We start from the raw sequence: 18,533 nt of genomic DNA, 5'->3' as shown, positions 1-18,533 counted from the left end.
GCGGGGCTTCAGAATGGCTTTGATCCCTGTAAGGGAATATTGCTGACCCGATTGGGCGGCATTATAGGGAAAAAAACACGGGCGTGGGGGAGGGCGAAACAGCGCAGGGCGGTCGATCGTGCGGGTGATTTCGATTGGAGCGAGGGTTTACAGGGCTTTCGCCGGGATTGGCCCCGGAGAATTTTTTTTCATTAATTTTTCTACGTGTGATTGATTGCTCAAAAAACGAGCAAAAAACCGCGTTTTTCACTATATCTTGTGTTTTGCAACCCTTTTACGTCACTTCAAACACAACTGAGCCCGACCGAAGCCGGGCTGGAATCGACCCTCGATGCTGCGCTGAGCGATCCGATTCGGTGCAGTCTCAAACCATCAATTGGTGCAGCCGTTGCCCATGATGCTGTAACGCAGGATGTGGCGCTGGCCGGTGGAGTCGTCGTACTCCATTTTCATCGGTACTACTTCGCAGACATTTGGAACTTCGCTCATCGATACAACTTTGGCGATGTCCAGGTGAGTGGAGTAAGTGTATTCCTCGATGGCCGGCTGTTGCTGTGCGACATCAGTCGGGACCTCGTCTGCCATGGCGGTTGCGCACAGACTGCTGAGGGCCAGAACCAATAAAGCTTTCATTTGAAATTTACCTTCTTGAGGTCGAGTGGGGTCACGCAACCTTTTTGGGGTTGCGTGTGGAACTTCATCGTTTGGTTTGTCACTTCAGAGCTGGATTAACGGCCTTCGTGGGGGCTGTAACGTTGTTAATCGCTTTGCCTTGTCGGCGAGGTGAATTTTAGGGAGGCGGGGCAGGGGTAAACAGACCCGGTTTTGATAAACACCTTTGGCAGATTTGGTAACAATCCTTGGATGCGGTGTTACCGGCGCTGCGGCTTTCCCGGGAAACCGGGTCGTCTGAGTCGCTGGCAGGCCAGCTCCCACGCGGGTTGCGGGGTTTGCTTCAGGGGTGTCTGTGGCATTTCTGGATGTTTTGTAGGGGCTTGTTACTACCATCGTCGAATGGTTCTATACGGGCGCCCCGGCTACAACAGGGTCATACAAAAACAACTATTACACCGAGGTAGGAAAGATGAGTGCGGCTTCCCTGTATCCCGTTCGTCCCGAGGTTCTGGCCAATACGCTGACCGACGAGGCGACCTACAAAGCCATGTACCAACAGTCGGTCGTCAACCCTGACGGCTTCTGGCGCGAACAAGCCAAGCGCCTCGACTGGATCAAGCCTTTCACCACGGTGAAACAGACTTCGTTCGACGATCACCATGTCGACATCAAGTGGTTTGCCGACGGCACCCTGAACGTTTCCTACAACTGCCTCGACCGCCATCTGGCCGAGCGCGGCGATCAGGTCGCCATCATCTGGGAAGGCGATGATCCTTCCGAAAGCCGCAACATCACCTACCGCGAACTGCACGAGCAAGTGTGCAAACTCGCCAACGCCCTGCGTGGCCAGGACGTACACCGCGGCGACGTGGTGACCATTTATATGCCGATGATCCCCGAAGCCGTGGTCGCCATGCTGGCCTGTACCCGGATCGGCGCGATTCACTCGGTGGTGTTCGGCGGTTTCTCGCCGGAAGCCCTCGCCGGTCGCATCATCGACTGCCGCTCGAAAGTGGTGATCACCGCTGACGAAGGCATCCGTGCAGGCAAGAAGATTTCCCTCAAGGCCAACGTCGACGACGCCCTGACCAACCCTGAGACCAGCAGCATCCAGAAAGTCATCGTGTGCAAGCGCACCGGCGGCGACATCAAGTGGAACCAGCATCGCGACATCTGGTACGAAGACCTGATGAAAGTGGCGGGCACTGTCTGCGCGCCGAAAGAGATGGGCGCCGAAGAAGCGCTGTTCATCCTTTATACCTCCGGCTCCACCGGCAAGCCGAAGGGCGTGCAGCACACCACCGGCGGTTATCTGTTGTACGCGGCCATGACCCACGAGCGCGTGTTCGACTACCGTCCGGGCGAAATCTACTGGTGCACCGCCGATGTCGGCTGGGTCACCGGTCACTCGTACATCGTCTACGGCCCGCTGGCCAACGGCGCGACCACGCTGCTGTTCGAAGGCGTGCCGAACTATCCGGACATCACCCGGGTGGCGAAGATCGTCGACAAGCACAAGGTCAATATCCTCTACACCGCGCCGACCGCGATCCGCGCGATGATGGCCTCCGGCACCGCCGCTGTTGAAGGCGCGGACGGCAGCAGCCTGCGTCTGCTCGGTTCGGTGGGCGAGCCGATCAACCCGGAAGCCTGGGACTGGTACTACAAGAATGTCGGCAAGTCCCGTTGCCCGATCGTCGACACCTGGTGGCAGACCGAAACCGGCGGCAACATGATGAGCCCGCTGCCGGGCGCTCATGCGCTGAAACCGGGTTCTGCAGCACGTCCGTTCTTCGGTGTGGTGCCGGCGCTGGTGGACAACCTCGGCAACATCATCGAGGGCGAGGCCGAAGGCAATCTGGTGATTCTCGATTCGTGGCCAGGTCAGGCACGCACCCTGTACGGCGATCACGACCGTTTCGTCGATACCTACTTCAAGACCTTCCGTGGCATGTACTTCACTGGTGACGGCGCCCGTCGCGATGCCGATGGCTACTACTGGATCACCGGTCGCGTGGACGACGTACTCAACGTCTCCGGCCACCGCATGGGGACTGCCGAGATCGAAAGCGCGATGGTCGCTCACCCGAAAGTCGCCGAAGCGGCGGTGGTCGGTGTGCCGCACGACATCAAGGGGCAGGGCATCTATGTCTACGTCACCCTGAAGAACGGCGAAGAGCCGAGCGAGCAATTGCGTCTGGAACTGAAGAACTGGGTGCGCAAGGAGATCGGGCCGATCGCTTCGCCGGACGTGATCCAGTGGGCGCCGGGGCTGCCGAAGACCCGTTCGGGCAAGATCATGCGCCGCATCCTGCGCAAGATCGCGACCGCCGAGTATGAAGGCCTGGGCGACATCTCCACCCTGGCCGATCCGGGAGTGGTGCAGCATCTGATCGATACGCACAAGACCATGAACGTCGCGTAAGCGGCGGGTCTGAAGGCTGAAAAGCCCCGTCCGGCATCACGCCGGGCGGGGCTTTTTCATTTGTGGCGTGATCGTTCCCACGTCGAGGCGTCGAACCGTCCGCGTGGTAACGCCTCCCTGGACGCTCTTGTGACGCGGAGCGTCCCGGGCTGCATTCCCACGCGGAGCGTGGGAACGATCAGTTAGGAGGGGGGGGGGCAGGGCGTGGGTGATCTGCAACCAATAATTATCGAATTGCTCCGTCAGCCCATTCCCACTGTTACCCGTCCGCCTTCAAGTAACTGAATGTGTAACCGCCCGCTCCGCAACGGGGCGTCCGGAAACGAATTGCCCCGTTTTCGGGCCTCGAAACCCTCGGTGAAAAATAAGACACAACCCCGCGCTTGCCGGATTAGAAGGGTTTGCGAATAATAGGCCCGCAATTTGCAGCATAGATCGGTTCACTGTCTTTCGCTCTTGCATGAAATTGCGGAGCTGTCAATGTGCTCAAGCGGGTTTCTCGGTGCATCTGTAATTAGTTGTCGCATTGAAGAAATATCGGCTTCGGGCCTGTCGTTAGAATGCCGATCACTCGCTCGTCGTGGCTCGTGTTGAAATCGCTGACGGTTTCAATGGGAAATTTCCCACGGATGCAGCACCGCTTTTCTGTTTCACCCATTCGCATATTGGGCTGTCGCTCACTCTGCCGTTTTTGCCCTTTACCGATGGAGTCCCAAGATGAAGAAACTTGTGCTGCTTGGCGCCCTGGCACTGTCCGTGCTGTCCCTGCCGACATTCGCCGATGAAAAGCCTCTGAAAATCGGTATCGAAGCGGCTTACCCTCCATTCGCCTCCAAAGCGCCGGACGGCAGCATCGTCGGTTTCGACTACGACATCGGCAACGCGCTGTGCGAAGAGATGAAGGTCAAGTGCCAGTGGGTCGAGCAAGAGTTCGACGGTCTGATCCCGGCACTGAAAGTGCGCAAGATCGACGCGATCCTGTCGTCCATGTCGATCACTGACGACCGCAAGAAGTCCGTGGACTTCACCAACAAGTACTACAACACCCCGGCCCGCCTCGTGATGAAAGAAGGCACTCAGGTCAGCGAAGGTCTGGCTGAGCTGAAAGGCAAGAACATCGGCGTGCAGCGTGGTTCGATCCACGAGCGCTTCGCCCGCGAAGTCCTGGCCCCGCTGGGTGCCGAGATCAAGCCGTATGGCTCGCAGAACGAAATCTACCTCGACGTGGCCGCCGGCCGCCTCGACGGCACCGTGGCGGACGCTACGCTGTTGAATGACGGCTTCCTGAAAACCGACGCCGGCAAAGGTTTCGCGTTCGTGGGCCCGGCGTTCACCGACGTCAAATACTTCGGCGACGGCGTAGGCATCGCGGTACGCAAGGGCGACGCCCTGAAAGACAAGATCAACACCGCCATCGCGGCCATCCGCGAGAACGGCAAGTACAAGGCAATCCAGGACAAGTACTTCGACTTCGACATTTACGGCAAGTAAAGACGTCGCTCGACCCGTCCGAAATGGCGCAAGCAACAGGATCTCTGCGGTTTGCGCCATTTTTTCATCCCAACTTTCGAGGACCTGAATCATGTTGAAAGGCTACGGGGCTGTCATCCTCGATGGCGCTTGGCTGACGCTTCAGCTCGCCTTGTCGTCCATGGCCCTGGCCATCGTTCTCGGGCTGATCGGCGTCGCGTTGCGCCTGTCGCCGGTGCGCTGGCTGGCGTGGCTGGGCGATCTGTATTCCACGGTGATTCGCGGTATTCCCGACCTTGTGCTGATCCTGCTGATCTTCTACGGCGGTCAGGACTTGCTCAACCGCGTCGCACCAATGCTCGGCTATGACGACTACATCGACCTGAACCCGCTGGCCGCCGGTATCGGCACCCTCGGCTTCATCTTCGGTGCGTACCTGTCGGAAACCTTCCGCGGCGCGTTCATGGCGATCCCCAAAGGTCAGGCCGAAGCCGGCATGGCGTACGGCATGAGCAGCTTCCAGGTGTTCTTCCGCGTGCTGGTGCCGCAGATGATTCGTCTGGCGATTCCGGGTTTCACCAACAACTGGCTGGTGTTGACCAAGGCCACCGCGCTGATTTCCGTGGTCGGTCTGCAAGACATGATGTTCAAGGCCAAGCAGGCGGCCGACGCCACCCGCGAGCCTTTCACCTTCTTCCTCGCAGTGGCGGCGATGTACCTGGTGATCACCAGTGTCTCGTTGCTGGCGCTGCGTCACCTTGAGAAGCGCTACTCGGTAGGCGTAAGGGCGGCTGATCTATGATCTTCGACTACAACGTCATTTGGGAGGCCCTGCCGCTGTACCTCGGCGGTCTGGTCACGACCCTCAAGTTGCTCGCGCTGTCGCTGTTCTTCGGTCTGCTCGCGGCCCTGCCGCTGGGGCTGATGCGTGTGTCCAAGAACGCCGTGGTCAATGGCGCAGCCTGGCTCTACACCTACGTGATTCGCGGCACGCCGATGCTGGTTCAGCTGTTCCTGATCTACTACGGTCTGGCCCAGTTCGAAGCCGTGCGTGAAAGCTTCCTCTGGCCGTGGCTGTCCAGCGCAACGTTCTGTGCGTGCCTGGCGTTCGCGATCAACACCAGCGCCTACACCGCCGAAATCATCGCCGGCAGCCTCAAGGCCACGCCGAACGGCGAGATCGAAGCAGCCAAGGCCATGGGCATGTCGCGCTTCAAGATGTACAAGCGCATCCTGCTGCCATCGGCCCTGCGCCGGGCGCTGCCGCAGTACAGCAACGAAGTGATCATGATGCTGCAGACCACCAGTCTGGCGTCCATCGTGACCCTGATTGACATCACCGGCGCGGCCCGTACCGTCAACGCGCAGTTCTATCTGCCGTTCGAGGCGTACATCACCGCCGGCGTGTTCTACCTATGCCTGACCTTCATTCTGGTGCGCCTGTTCAAGCTGGCCGAGCGTCGCTGGCTGAGCTACCTGGCCCCGAGGAAGCACTGATATGGAACGCATCGACCACGTTCTGCCGTGGAGCCACCTGGGCAGCGAGCGCCGGATTTCGGTATTTCGCTTTGGCAGCGGCGAGCGCAAGGCCTACATTCAGGCCAGCCTCCACGCTGACGAACTGCCCGGCATGCGCACCGCCTGGGAACTGAAAAAACGCCTCGGCGAACTCGAAGCCAAAGGCCTGCTCAACGGCGTCATCGAACTGGTGCCGGTGGCCAACCCGCTGGGTCTTGGCCAGTTGCTGCAAGGCAACCATCAGGGTCGTTTCGAGGCCGGCAGCGGCAAGAATTTCAACCGTGATTTCGTCGAGCTCAGCGCCCCCGTGGCCGCCAGGCTGGAAGGACAACTCGGTGATGATCCGCACGCCAACATCCGCCTGATCCGTCAGGCGATGGCCGATCACCTGGCCGCATTGCCCGAGGCCAGCAGCCAGTTGCAAGGCATGCAGCGCATCCTGCTGCAACACGCCGCCACCGCCGATGTGGTGCTGGACTTGCATTGCGACTGCGAAGCCGCGCTGCACATGTACGCCTTGCCGCAGCACTGGCCGCAGTGGCGTTCGCTCGCCGCGCACCTGGATGTGAAGGTCGGCCTGCTGGCGGAAGATTCCGGCGGCAGCTCGTTCGATGAAGCCTGTTCGTTGCCGTGGCTGCGTCTGTCGCGCCTGTTCCCGGATGCACAGATTCCACTGGCGTGCCTGGCGACCACCGTTGAACTCGGCGGTCAGGCTGACACCACGCCGGCGCAGGCCGAAGCCTGGGCCGAAGGCATTCTGGCGTTCCTCGCCGAGCAAGGCCTGATCCGTGGTGAGTGGCCGAGCGCGGCACACGAGCCGTGCGAAGGCATGCCGTTCGAAGGCACTGAATTGCTCCTGCCGCCGCATCCTGGCGTGGTGAGTTTTCTGCGCAAGCCCGGCGAGTGGGTTGAAGCCGGTGACAAGATTTTCGAAGTGATCGATCCGCTGTCGGATCGGGTCAGCACGGTGTGTGCTGGTACGTCCGGGGTGCTGTTTGCCATTGAGCGGCTGCGTTACGCCCAACCCGGTTTCTGGCTGGCCAAAGTGGCGGGGCGCGATGCGCTGCGCGACGGCCCTTTGCTCAACGACTGACTGTTTTTGTGAGAACCGACCGCATGTACAAACTTGAAGTCCAAGACCTGCATAAACGCTATGGCAGTCACGAAGTGCTCAAGGGCGTTTCCCTGAAAGCGGCCGCCGGCGATGTGATCAGCATCATCGGCTCCAGTGGCTCCGGCAAAAGTACTTTCCTGCGCTGCATCAACCTGCTCGAGCAGCCGCACGCGGGCAAGATCCTGCTCAACAACGAAGAGCTGAAACTGGTGGCGAACAAGGACGGCGCGCTGAAAGCCGCTGATCCGAAACAGCTGCAACGCATGCGTTCGCGCCTGTCGATGGTGTTCCAGCACTTCAACCTGTGGTCGCACATGACCGCGCTGGAAAACATCATGGAAGCGCCGGTTCACGTGCTGGGCGTGTCCAAGGCCGAAGCCCGCGAGAAAGCCGAGCACTACCTGAACAAGGTCGGCGTGGCTCATCGTAAAGATGCGTTCCCGGGGCACATGTCCGGTGGCGAACAGCAGCGTGTGGCGATCGCCCGGGCGCTGGCGATGGAACCGGAAGTGATGTTGTTCGACGAACCGACTTCGGCCCTCGACCCGGAACTGGTCGGCGACGTATTGAAAGTCATGCAGGCCCTCGCTCAGGAAGGCCGGACCATGGTGGTGGTGACCCACGAAATGGGCTTCGCCCGTGAAGTGTCGAACCAGCTGGTGTTCCTGCACAAAGGCGTCGTCGAAGAAAGCGGCAACCCGCGTGAAGTGCTGGTCAATCCGCAGTCGGAACGTTTGCAACAATTCCTCTCGGGCAGCCTCAAGTAATCGCTCCCGTTATGCACCAAATTAGGTCATGCTTCGCGATCTGAAGGCGGACCAGATTCCTCTGTGGGAGCGAGCTTGCTCGCGAATGCGATGGTTCAGAAGCAGTGATGCCAGCTGACACACCGTTTTCGCGAGCAAGCTCGCTCCCACAAGGGATCTGCGCCAGTTTCAAGATTTGTGTTCATTTTCGGGCTAGCATTGGCCCTTGCCTTCATCACCGTTCTTCGCTTCGGATTGCCCGCCCATGACTGCCCATCGAATTGGTTTCCTGATTTGGCCCAGCACTAAAGCTCTGACTTTGGCGCTGGCGGAGGAGGCCTTGCGTGTTGCCCAGCGTGTGCATCCGGACGTGGTTTACGAGCTGTCGTTCCTGCAGGCCGAAGCACCGACCGAAGGTGAATGGCAACTGCCCGGCGAACCCTGGGCCGGCAAACTCGAAAACTTCCAGAAACTGTTCCTGCTCGCTGACGAGCCACCGACCACGTTGGCGCCGGCACTCAGCAGCGCGCTCAAGCAAGTGGTGCGCGCCGGTTGTGTGATCGGCGGTCTGTCGGCCGGTGTGTATCCGCTGGCGCAACTCGGTCTGCTCGACGGTTACCGCGCGGCGGTGCACTGGCGCTGGCAGGACGATTTCGCCGAACGCTTCCCGAAAGTCATCGCCACCAGTCATCTGTTCGATTGGGATCGCGATCGCCTGACCGCATGCGGCGGCATGTCGGTACTCGATTTGCTGCTGGCCGTACTGGCCCGCGATCACGGTGCGGAACTGGCAGGTGCGGTCTCCGAAGAACTGGTGGTCGAGCGCATCCGTGAAGGTGGCGAGCGTCAGCGCATTCCATTGCAGAACCGTCTCGGCTCCAGCCATCCGAAGCTCACCCAGGCGGTGCTGCTGATGGAAGCCAACATCGAAGAGCCGCTGACCACCGACGAAATCGCCCAGCATGTATGCGTGTCCCGTCGCCAGCTGGAGCGGATCTTCAAGCAATACCTCAACCGCGTGCCGAGCCAGTACTACCTGGAACTGCGCCTGAACAAGGCCCGGCAGATGTTGATGCAAACCAGCAAGTCGATCATCCAGATCGGCCTTTCGTGCGGTTTCTCTTCGGGGCCGCACTTCTCCAGCGCCTACCGCAACTTCTTCGGCGCCACGCCGCGGGAAGACCGCAACCAGCGGCGCAGCAGCAGTCCGTTCGAACTGTCGTCGGTGCCGCCCGAGCGCGGTTGATCCCTCGCCAACCACGCCATGGCATTGGCTGCCATGGCGCTGCACCCGTCAGTCTTCGATTTCCAGATCAGGCCTCATTTCCGGTGGGCGCGGCATGCCGTCGATGCCGTTGACGTTCAGGTTGTTGCCCGTTTCCTGATAGTAGGCCCGAACCCTTGCCAGGCTTTGCGGCGACAGCGGGTTGTTGCGCAAGTCGTAGCGGTCGCCGACTGACGCGGGCACATCCATGATTTCTTCCGGCACGTCCGTGATCGCATTGCCGGACAGGTCGATCTCGTTCCAGTGCAGGTTTTCCAGCGTCCCTTTGGGGATTTCGGTGATCCCGGTATCGCTCAGGTCGAGGTCGGTGAGGCTGTGCAGGTTGCTGATGTCGGGCGTCAGGCCCAGCGGGTTGTCGCGCAGGTTGAGCACTTCGAGTTTGTCCATGCTCGCCAGTGCTGCCACCGATTCAGGTGTCAGGCTGATTTCGCAGTCCGGCAGGCTCAGCGCCGTCAGTTGACTCATGGTGAAAATGTCCTTGGGAATATCGCCCAGATTGCATTCGCGAATGGCCAGGCTGTCCAGCCCGGGAAAGGCTTCAAGGAAGCGTCCAAGCCGTGACGAGTGGCCGTCACCCACCAGGAACAGGTCCGGCACATAGGGGAACCGGGCACCGAGTGTCGGCAGTTCGCCGAGGAAACTCACGGTGTGGCTGAACCCGTAGCTGTCGAGACTTGAATCCTCCATCGGGATTTTGTGCCAGCAAGTCAGCAGCGCTTCGGCGAATTGTGAACGCAGCTGTTCCTGACGCAGGCGCGCGGTTTCGGGCAGCGGTTGGCCGTTGAGTGGATTTACAGGGATGTCGCCGCTCCACTGCGCGAGGCTGCGGGTGAGATCGCTCAGCGCCATTTCCCGACGAGCCACTTCGTTGCGACCATCGGCCAATGTCCCGCTCAGGCGATAGATAAAAGTGCTGGCCTGCTCATTGTCCATCGCGGGATATAGCGTCTGTACCCTTGCCCGATCTGCCTCATCGGCAAGCACGCCGAGATCACCGCCGGTGCGCCGGAAGTAGTCCTTGACCCGCTCGCGTATCGCGGGGCTCAGGGGGTTGTTGCCGAAGTCGTAGCCATTGCCGATATCCGCCGGCAAGTTGAAGATTTCCTCGGGAATTTCGCTGATGCGATTGTTGTTGAGGATGACGATTTCCAGTTCCGGATGGTTGATGACGCCGTCGGGAACTTCGCTGATGGCAGTGCCGGCCAGGTCGAGAAAATCCAGTGCCGGCAGGGTGCGGATGTCTGGCGCCAGTCCCAGCGGATTGTTGTATAGGTCGAGCTTCTTCAGGCGTGTGAGGGTAGCGAGAATGGCGCGCCCTTGTGCATCCAGCACCACCGCGCAATTGCTCAGCACCAGATTTTCCAGGGTGGGCATGCGTTTGAGCGAGGCCGGCATTTGCTGCAAACCGAGATCGCGCAGCTCCAGGGTTTTCAGCCCTGTAAACGCGCCGAAGAAATCATCGCCGGCGCGCAGTTGGGCGTTACCCGTAATGGACAAGGTGGTGACGTGGCTGAAGTCAGCGTCCAGTGCGGGCAGCTCACCCATGAAAGGGAGGTTGAGCATCAGCCGGTCTGACCGCAACTCGGGCTGGGCGGTCGAGCGTGCACGCCAGAATGCTTGCAGATCCCGGCGGCATTGATCACGGCCGGAGCGTTCGACGACGTTGTCCTCTTCAGTGAGCGGGGTGCCGGTTGACGGATGTCGCTCGGGAATCTCCCCGACCCAGCGGCTGAGCGTGGTCTCCAGCTGTTGCCATTCCGATTCCCAGTGGCCGATTTGAAGTCGACCGTGATCGAGTGTTCCCGGTAACAGATACAACAGGCGACTCGCTTGCTCGGCATCCAGTTCTGGAAACAGGGCTAGCACGCGCCTGATATCGGCCTGCGGCATCGATACGCCGAAATTCTGTCGGGTGCGCTGGTAACTGGACTTGATCCGTTCGCGAGTGGCGAGGGACAGCGGGTTTTCCCCGAGAATGAATTGATTGGGCGAGAGCGCGGGCAGGTCAAACAGGCTGTCTGGCAGTTCGCTGATCCGGTTGTGATCGAAGTTGGCCATGATCAGAGTCGGATGTTCGACCAGGCCTTCGGGCAGGTGAGTGATACCGGTGTTGATCAAGCGCACGTGAGTCAGTGCCGGCAATGCCTGCAAATCCGGTGCGGCGCCCAACGGGTTGTGGCTCAGGTTGAGCATCTGCAACCGGGTCATGGAGGACAGGCGGGACGGGGTTGGCGGTGTCAGGGTCAACTCGCAGTACTCAAGCACCAGACGCTCCAGCAACGGCATGCGTTCGCAAGCCTCGGGCAGTTGCTCCAGTTTGAACTCGTGAAGTTCCAGATGGCGAAGACCGGTGAAGGACGATAGGAAAGCGTCGACGCCGCTCAGGGTCGAGTTGCCGTCGAGGGTCAGTTCGGCGATGTGGCTGAAGTCTGCCGACAGCGCGGGTAGCTCGCCAATGAAGGGCAGCTCCGCGATCAGGACGTTGCCTCGTTCTGTGGGCTTTTCGGCAAACCGGAAGCGCCATAGTTCTTCGATCCGCTGAGCGAACAATCGCCTGTTTGTTTGCGTCACGAAGATTTGTCGTGGATTGAGCAATTGCCCCGTGGTCGGATGAACACTTGGCCCGGCAACAGCCCATTGCGCGAGGTCGGCATTCAGTTGACGGATTTCGGCCTGCCAGTGCCGCAGTTGGCTGCGGCCGAGTTCGAGCGAGCCCGGCAAACTGTAGAACACGTCGCTGGCGTCCTGTGTGTCGAGGTCGGGAAACAGCTGCTGGGTGGTTTCGATATCCGCCGCGTCGGCGAGTACGGCGAAGTCCTGGCCGGTTTCGCGGTAGTACTGCTTGATCCGCTCGCGAGTGCCGGTGCTCAGCGGATTGTTTGAAAGGTCGTAGCTGTCACCGGCCTGGGCCGATAGCTCAAACAGGGCTTCGGGCAATTCGGTGATCTGGTTCTCGCTGAGGATGGCGGTCTTGATTTTCGGGTGATCGAGGAGGCCGGGCGGGACTTCCAGCAAGCCCGTGCGTGACAGATCAAGGTAGGTCAGGGTGTTCAGGGTTTGCAGGTCGGGCACCAGGTTCAGCGGATTGCCCGGCAGTTCCAGTGATTCGAGTCTGGGCATCGCGGCCAGTGCTGTCAGTGATTCGGCAGTGAAGCTCACGCCGCAATTATCCAGCACCAATACCTCCAGCATCGGCAGGCAATTGAGCGTCCGGGTCAGTTGATCCAGTTCGCCGTTACGCAGAATCAAGCGTTTCAGCCGAGAGAAACTGCGCAGAAACGGCGCGTCACCGCGCAGGCCTTTGTTGCCGTTGAGGGTCAGTGCGGTGATGTGGCTGAAGTCGGCGCTCAGCTCCGGCAGGTCACCGATGAACGTGGCATCGGCCGTGAAGACATCGGCCCTGGCGTGCGGATGGATTTTCGAGCGGTGACGCCACAGGCGCAGCAACTTGCCGGCGAAAGTCTCGCGTGCGTCCTGTTCCGTGAAGCGCTCGTTGGCCTCAAGCATTGCGCCACTTACCGGGTGGCGGTCGGGGGTATCCCGTGCCCAAACGTTCAGGTCCGCGTTCAATGTGGCCAGCTCGGTTTCCCACGCGGTCAGTTGCAAGCGACCCTGGATCAGTGAACCGGGCAAGCGATAAATCAGACTGCTGGCCTGGCCTTCGTCGATATCCGGAAAAAGCGCCCTGGTGCGGGTGATATCGGCTTGTTCGGCGCGCACGCCGAAATTGACGCCGGTGCCGGTGAAATAGGTCTTCACTTGCTCGCGTGTGACAGCGGAGAGTGGATTGCCGGAGAAGTCGTATCCGGCGCCGGCGACGGGCGAGAACTCGAACAGCGCTGGCGGCAGCGTGCTGATCCGGTTGTCGGTCAGCCAGGCGCTTCTGATCTGCGGATGGTCGATCAAACCGGGTGGGGTTTCGGAAATCCCGGTGCGGGACAGGTTGAGGTAGGTCAGCGATGGCATGAAGGTCATGTCAAAGCTCGTCCCCAGCGGATTGTCCTTGAGATCCAGCTCAACCAGCTCGTCGAGTGACGTCAGCAGCGCCTGGTTTTCCGGGGTCAGAACGATTCCACATTGACGCAGGCGCAATTGGCGCAGGGTCGGCATGGTCGAGAGGCCTTGCGGCAGGTTGTGCAGGTCGAAGTGCTGTAGATCCAGACGGGTCAGTCGAGGGAAGCGACCAATAAAGTTCTCGATGTCCGCCGATGTTCCACTGCCGCAGAGCTCCAGGCTGACGACGTGACTGAAGTCTGCCGTCAGCTCCGGCAGATCGCCCAGCAACGGTTCGATAAAACGCATGCGGTAGCCAAAGCGCTGCGGGGTTTCCCGGCGCCAGCAACTGAGCAGGGTTCGGGAGAAAAGCTGTCGATCGCGTGCGGCCGCTGCTCGCCGGGCTAGAGACAGTTCCTGGCCGGTTACAGGATCGACCAGCACGTCTCTCAGTCGCCACTGATCAAGGTCGATCTCCAGACGTGCGTATTCGAGGCGCAGGCGCGACAGCTCGGCAATCGGGTTCTCCAGATGGCTTTGCAGATGCTGCACCATCGCCCGCTGCCCGTCCTCGGTGATGCCGGGAAAAACATCGCGCACCCGCGCTTCCAGAGTGGGCGGAGAATCGTCGTGTGACACATTGCGTGAGTAACCTTCAGCGCCTAGCAGACGCAAGGTGTCGACCTCACTGGCGGGAGCGCTTTCGACTGCCAGAGTGAGGCGCAGATTGGCGCGGGGCAGGGGATTGTCGCGAATCAGTTGCCGGAGTTTTGGTCCTTCGCCGATCTGCAGGTTCAGGGCCTGGCGTTGGGCATCAGGCAAGGCTTGCAGCACGCAGGTGTAGAAATCCGTCGGGCCGTGCAATTCCAGTCCGGTCTGATCAAACGGCTGCCATGTGCCATCGGCCCGGCGTACCAGAATTTTCTCGATGGCCGCACCCACGGGGCCGGTGGTGTCGACTCTTTTCCCTGTAAACGACTGGTCGCGGACTTCCAGACTCACAGCATCTGACCAACCCGACAGTAGCGGCAGGCTGTGCAGTGCCAGGGTTTCGGAATCCGGGTTGCGCACCGAATCGATTTCCAGTCCTTCATAGGCGCGGGTGATGCGCAGTTCGTGCAGGGCGGTTTCGCAAAGCTGCTGCTGACGCTCTGGAATTTGCCCTTCGCCCAGTTGCAGCAGCTCGGTGCCGGTGGCGGTGTGAATGAGTTCTTCGATGATTCGGGCTGGCAGCTCTGGTGCGTATCTGGCTACCTGTTGTTCGAGAGGGACATTGCGCGGCTGGCGTGACGCATAACGTTGTTCGAACAGGGCTGGCCGCTGTTGTTCGGCAATCTGCGCGAGCCGGATCCGGAGTTGGCGAGTGCGCACATCGAGGGCGATTTTTTGCCCGAAGTCTTCATTGAGCAGGGTGTTGATTTCGCCCTCGTCGAGGGTCAGCAACAGGGTCTTGAGCAAGTCGCCGTCTACCAGTCGGTCAGCGTGAATCTCGGTCAGTGTGGGCTGCGCATCGCCGGAGGACTGCCAGACCCTTTTGCCCCCGGCATCGATCAGGCGCAGACGCCGGGAGTCCGGCCACAAGTCCTGTTCGTGGAGCAACTGAAGCTGTATCAGCGGATCGGCCTTTCGATAAGTCGCTGGATCGTCGCTGCTCATCTGCTCGATGAACGTCTGCAAATCCTGGTCGATCCTGAAACGCTCGAGGGTGTCGGCCAGCAGCGGCGGTATGCGCTCCTGATTCACGTGCATTTTGCGCAAACCGTCTTCTGTATAACCGCTGACTTTCAGAATGCGTTCGCGCTGCGTCGGGGTAAACGACTCCACGCTGTGGCCGATTCGCTGCAACGCAGTGGTGCTGTCCCACTGCAGCGGGTTTTCCAGCTCGGTGTGAAACGCCCCCTCGCCGTTATGCCGCACGACGGGTTCATAGGCGTCGGTGCGGGCAGGGTGTTCGATGCGCCACTTACCGGGCACTTCGTGATCGCTGACGACGTAATGTGCCTGATCCAGCGGTAGCAGTTTTTTACCCTCGTGCCGATGCAGACCCTGTGCGTCGGGTGTGGAATCTGCCGCTGGCACGGTGTCGCGGGCATAGTTTTGCAGATCCGGCTTCCAGTACAGGGTTTTGCCGTTGCGCAGTTTCACCGGCCGGAAGCGGTCCATGAACGCCACGACTTCGGCCGGCAACACCTTGGGCAGCTCGGCCATGGCAATGCCGGTGCCACCGCCGAAAGCGCCGAGCTGGATCAGTGATTCGAGCGCAGCAAAGAAATGTTCGCTGGCTTCGGTTGTCTGGCCTTCAGCCCATTCGATGACCGATTCGAAAACCTCGTCGAGCAGTTGGTAAGCGATGTACGCCATCATCATTTCGCCCAGAAACGGTACGAACGGCAGGACGACGAACGCGGCGGTTTCCAGGATCGACGCCGCGACACTGACAAATGAATCCCAGCGTTTCCAGCGTGCGTTGCGATCGACCATGGCGGTGGGAACTGCGATCACTGCGGCATCGTTGAGAATCTTGTTCAACTTGCCTTGGTAAAGGTGTTCCAGAAATTGGCCGACGAAGGGCGTGACTGCCCATTGCAGGTCAGGCTTTTCGACGGGGGTGTCGCGCCAGGGCGGCAATTGGCTGTCGGCCTGTGGTGGGTGCCATTTGGTTTCGCTCAGTCGTTGCCTGAGCTGGCCGAAAAATTGTCCACGCTGCTCGTGAGCGACGAAGCGGCTGAAGAATCGTTGGTACTCCGTATCGCGTAATTGCCGGGTCAGTTCCTTGGCAAGGTCTGCGGTGGAGCGGTATTCCTTTACCGGATGTTCAGGATCATCCGGAAAGTAAGCCACCACCGTGACTGCGGTTTTTGCGCGTTCGAGGTCTGGTGCAAATATCACGACTCCGGTCAGGGCGACCGACATCATCGTCAAGTCGTGGCAGCGCATTGGCTGACCGTTCATCAATACGGTAGACGCACCATCCAGCAATCGTTCAATCGAATGCCGATTCGCATGTCCGATATCGCCCTGCATGCGCGCCATCTTCAGCGCCGCGCGCAATGCGGTTTTTTGCGCTGTATTGACTCTGTGCCGCAGGACCGCAGCCGCTACCGGGCTGGAGATGGCGAGATTTTCTTCGAGATAAACCTTGTAGCGAGCGCCGATATCCAGCTCCCGGCAAAGATGGGAGAAGGCCGGGATACCGGGTTTTGCGTTCAGCGGTACCAGCGTTTCGAATTGCCCTGTCGCCGACGGCCGGGTGATGAACGAGGAGCCGCTGGTGTAGGCATCTGCTTCTGTTTCGCCAGCCTCGAAGTTATGCAGGGCTGCATCCAGCAGTGACACCGTCCACGTCCGGGTGCCGGTGGTGATGCCTGCTGCCTTCACCGGGATGTACAACTGCAGAAAGGTGTCGTTGACGTTCAGATCCAGGTCGAAACGCGATTTCAGCGCCTCGGTCAGAATCGGCTCGGCGAAGCTGCTGGCGTTCTGTACCCGTTCGAGCATCTGATCGACGGCATTCTGCGCGGTCATGTGCCGCGTTATGGCGCTTCTGAGCGCTTGATGTTGATCTGCGGGTGCTGACCTGAACGGGTCGGGGAGGGCGCGATGGCTGTTCTTCAAGGCCGTGCGTCGGGCGGGTGACGCCTTGCCCAGCCATTCAGGGATCGCTTTCACCAGTGGCTCGTAGTGGGAAGCGGGGTTTTGCGCGGTCGCACCGGGCGTGGGCGAACTGGCGGGCGGTTGCCCGGTGGTGGAAGGCATCGTTGGTGTCCTTGAGCGTCGAAAAAGAGCTCAAGCAGAGCAAAATGCATCCCGTGCCAGGTGGTACATATGTATGACAGGTCAGCCCTTCGTAATTGATAGGCTCGCAGGACTGCTGAAATGGCTGGCGGCAGTTTAAACTGCGCCTTTGCGACGCTATATGTCGCATTGCCGTAAACCCGGGAAAATCCGGGGTTTGCGCTATAAGAAGTTGTCGCTTGGCGACAAGGCCGGGCTGAAAACTGTCCTTACAATCCCCCCATCGCTCGCCAGTTTCAGGCGGGTGGCCCTCATCAGGAGACTCCGATGTCCGTTGAGCACGCTGCGGTACAACGCGCCGATTTCGACCAGGTTATGGTTCCCAACTACGCGCCTGCCGCTTTCATTCCTGTGCGTGGCGCCGGTTCCCGCGTCTGGGACCAGTCCGGCCGCGAGCTGATCGACTTCGCCGGCGGCATCGCCGTCAACGTATTGGGCCATGCGCATCCGGCGCTGGTCGGTGCCTTGACCGAGCAAGCGAACAAGCTGTGGCACGTGTCCAACGTGTTCACCAACGAGCCGGCCCTGCGCCTGGCGCACAAGCTGATCGACGCCACCTTTGCCGAGCGCGTGTTCTTCTGCAACTCCGGCGCCGAAGCCAACGAGGCCGCCTTCAAGCTGGCCCGTCGTGTCGCGTTCGACCGTTTCGGCACCGAGAAGTACGAAATCATCGCCGCGCTCAACAGCTTCCACGGCCGCACCCTGTTCACCGTGAACGTTGGTGGCCAGTCGAAGTACTCCGACGGTTTCGGCCCGAAAATCACCGGCATCACCCACGTGCCGTACAACGACCTGGCGGCGCTGAAAGCCGCTGTTTCGGACAAGACCTGCGCGGTTGTTCTGGAACCGATCCAGGGCGAGGGCGGCGTGCTGCCGGCCGAGCTGGCTTACCTGCAAGGTGCCCGTGAACTGTGCGACGCAAACAACGCGCTGCTGGTGTTCGACGAAGTGCAGACCGGCATGGGCCGCACCGGCAACCTGTTCGCCTACCAGCATTTCGGTGTGGTTCCGGACATCCTGACCAGCGCCAAGAGCCTGGGCGGCGGTTTCCCGATCGCCGCGATGCTGACCACCGAAGCGCTGGCCAAACATCTGGTCGTCGGCACGCACGGCACCACTTACGGCGGCAACCCGCTGGCGTGCGCCGTGGCTGAAGCGGTGATCGACGTGATCAACACCCCTGAGGTGCTGAACGGCGTCAACGCCAAGCACGACAAGTTCAAGACCCGCCTGCAACAGATCGGCGAGAAATACGGCCTGTTCACCCAGGTGCGCGGTCTCGGTCTGCTGATCGGTTGCGTGCTGAGCGATGCCTGGAAAGGCAAGGCCAAGGACATCTTCAACGCCGCTGAGCAAGAAGGCCTGATGATTCTGCAAGCTGGCCCGGACGTGATCCGTTTCGCCCCGAGCCTGGTGGTTGAAGACGCGGACATCGACGCCGGTCTGGATCGCTTCGAACGTGCTGCGGCGAAACTGACTCAAGCCTGATAGACCCTTCGGCACCTGACTTGATCAGGCGCCGAACCCAATTTTGATGCCGGGCAAAATCAAATGTGGGAGCGGGCTTGCTCG

General features: G+C 60.3%; 10 protein-coding genes. 8 read left to right on the top strand and 2 right to left on the bottom strand.

Going from position 1 to position 18,533, the window contains the following annotated elements; translation table 11 throughout:
- Positions 1-372: 372 nt before the first annotated feature.
- Positions 373-633: a DUF2790 domain-containing protein gene (locus tag ABTV87_RS22185; RefSeq protein WP_007951066.1), complete on the bottom strand. Its 261-nt coding sequence runs from the start codon at positions 631-633 to the stop codon at positions 373-375.
- Positions 634-1,084: 451 nt separating this feature from the next.
- Between ABTV87_RS22185 and acs the strand changes: the two genes are divergently transcribed.
- The 7 genes from acs (at position 1,085) to argR (ending at position 9,134) form a co-directional block, all read left to right on the top strand.
- Positions 1,085-3,040, top strand: a complete 1,956-nt coding sequence (gene acs, locus ABTV87_RS22180; protein ID WP_007951065.1) for an acetate--CoA ligase — start codon at positions 1,085-1,087, stop codon at positions 3,038-3,040.
- Positions 3,041-3,757: 717 nt separating this feature from the next.
- A complete protein-coding gene (locus ABTV87_RS22175) occupies positions 3,758-4,531 on the top strand; it encodes an ABC transporter substrate-binding protein (protein ID WP_011335541.1) in 774 nt (257 codons plus the stop codon).
- Positions 4,532-4,622: 91 nt separating this feature from the next.
- Positions 4,623-5,312 (top strand): ABC transporter permease, encoded by a 690-nt coding sequence (locus ABTV87_RS22170; RefSeq protein WP_007951063.1) that lies wholly within the window; start codon positions 4,623-4,625, stop codon positions 5,310-5,312.
- Positions 5,309-6,007, top strand: coding sequence for an ABC transporter permease (locus ABTV87_RS22165; RefSeq protein ID WP_007951062.1), 699 nt, complete (start codon positions 5,309-5,311; stop codon positions 6,005-6,007). Before ABTV87_RS22170 ends, ABTV87_RS22165 begins: the two co-directional genes overlap by 4 nt.
- Position 6,008: 1 nt before the next feature.
- Complete coding sequence (locus ABTV87_RS22160) at positions 6,009-7,121, top strand: succinylglutamate desuccinylase/aspartoacylase family protein (protein WP_289203634.1); 1,113 nt, start codon at positions 6,009-6,011, stop codon at positions 7,119-7,121.
- A 23-nt stretch (positions 7,122-7,144) separates the two neighbouring features.
- Positions 7,145-7,909 (top strand): ABC transporter ATP-binding protein, encoded by a 765-nt coding sequence (locus tag ABTV87_RS22155; RefSeq protein WP_003227281.1) that lies wholly within the window; start codon positions 7,145-7,147, stop codon positions 7,907-7,909.
- 244 nt (positions 7,910-8,153) lie between these two features.
- The gene (argR, locus tag ABTV87_RS22150; protein ID WP_258712200.1) at positions 8,154-9,134 is read left to right on the top strand and encodes a transcriptional regulator ArgR; all 981 of its coding nucleotides are present in this window, start codon (positions 8,154-8,156) and stop codon (positions 9,132-9,134) included.
- A gap of 48 nt (positions 9,135-9,182) precedes the next feature.
- Here the strand turns inward: argR and ABTV87_RS22145 are convergent, their stop codons facing one another.
- On the bottom strand, positions 9,183-16,922 hold the full coding sequence (locus tag ABTV87_RS22145; protein WP_433898358.1) for a dermonecrotic toxin domain-containing protein: 7,740 nt from the start codon (positions 16,920-16,922) through the stop codon (positions 9,183-9,185).
- A gap of 306 nt (positions 16,923-17,228) precedes the next feature.
- Here ABTV87_RS22145 and ABTV87_RS22140 point away from each other — a divergent pair, with 306 nt between their 5' ends.
- Entirely contained in the window at positions 17,229-18,449 is a 1,221-nt protein-coding gene (locus tag ABTV87_RS22140) for an aspartate aminotransferase family protein (protein ID WP_007951058.1), read from the top strand.
- The last annotated feature ends 84 nt before the right edge of the window (positions 18,450-18,533 follow it).

It is taken from the genome of Pseudomonas sp. PSE1(2024) (assembly GCF_050990555.1).
GTDB lineage: Bacteria > Pseudomonadota > Gammaproteobacteria > Pseudomonadales > Pseudomonadaceae > Aquipseudomonas > Aquipseudomonas aphyarum.
Note: the sequence above shows the minus strand (reverse complement) of the source record. Positions and strands in the feature narration are given on the sequence as shown.

Bases quoted from the DNA above. Each gene is read 5' to 3' on its own strand.
- ABTV87_RS22185 (WP_007951066.1), bottom strand. From the start codon at position 633: ATGAAAGCTTTATTGGTTCTGGCCCTCAGCAGTCTGTGCGCAACCGCC.
- acs (WP_007951065.1), top strand. From the start codon at position 1,085: ATGAGTGCGGCTTCCCTGTATCCCGTTCGTCCCGAGGTTCTGGCCAAT.
- ABTV87_RS22175 (WP_011335541.1), top strand. From the start codon at position 3,758: ATGAAGAAACTTGTGCTGCTTGGCGCCCTGGCACTGTCCGTGCTGTCC.
- ABTV87_RS22170 (WP_007951063.1), top strand. From the start codon at position 4,623: ATGTTGAAAGGCTACGGGGCTGTCATCCTCGATGGCGCTTGGCTGACG.
- ABTV87_RS22165 (WP_007951062.1), top strand. From the start codon at position 5,309: ATGATCTTCGACTACAACGTCATTTGGGAGGCCCTGCCGCTGTACCTC.
- ABTV87_RS22160 (WP_289203634.1), top strand. From the start codon at position 6,009: ATGGAACGCATCGACCACGTTCTGCCGTGGAGCCACCTGGGCAGCGAG.
- ABTV87_RS22155 (WP_003227281.1), top strand. From the start codon at position 7,145: ATGTACAAACTTGAAGTCCAAGACCTGCATAAACGCTATGGCAGTCAC.
- argR (WP_258712200.1), top strand. From the start codon at position 8,154: ATGACTGCCCATCGAATTGGTTTCCTGATTTGGCCCAGCACTAAAGCT.
- ABTV87_RS22145 (WP_433898358.1), bottom strand. From the start codon at position 16,922: ATGCCTTCCACCACCGGGCAACCGCCCGCCAGTTCGCCCACGCCCGGT.
- ABTV87_RS22140 (WP_007951058.1), top strand. From the start codon at position 17,229: ATGTCCGTTGAGCACGCTGCGGTACAACGCGCCGATTTCGACCAGGTT.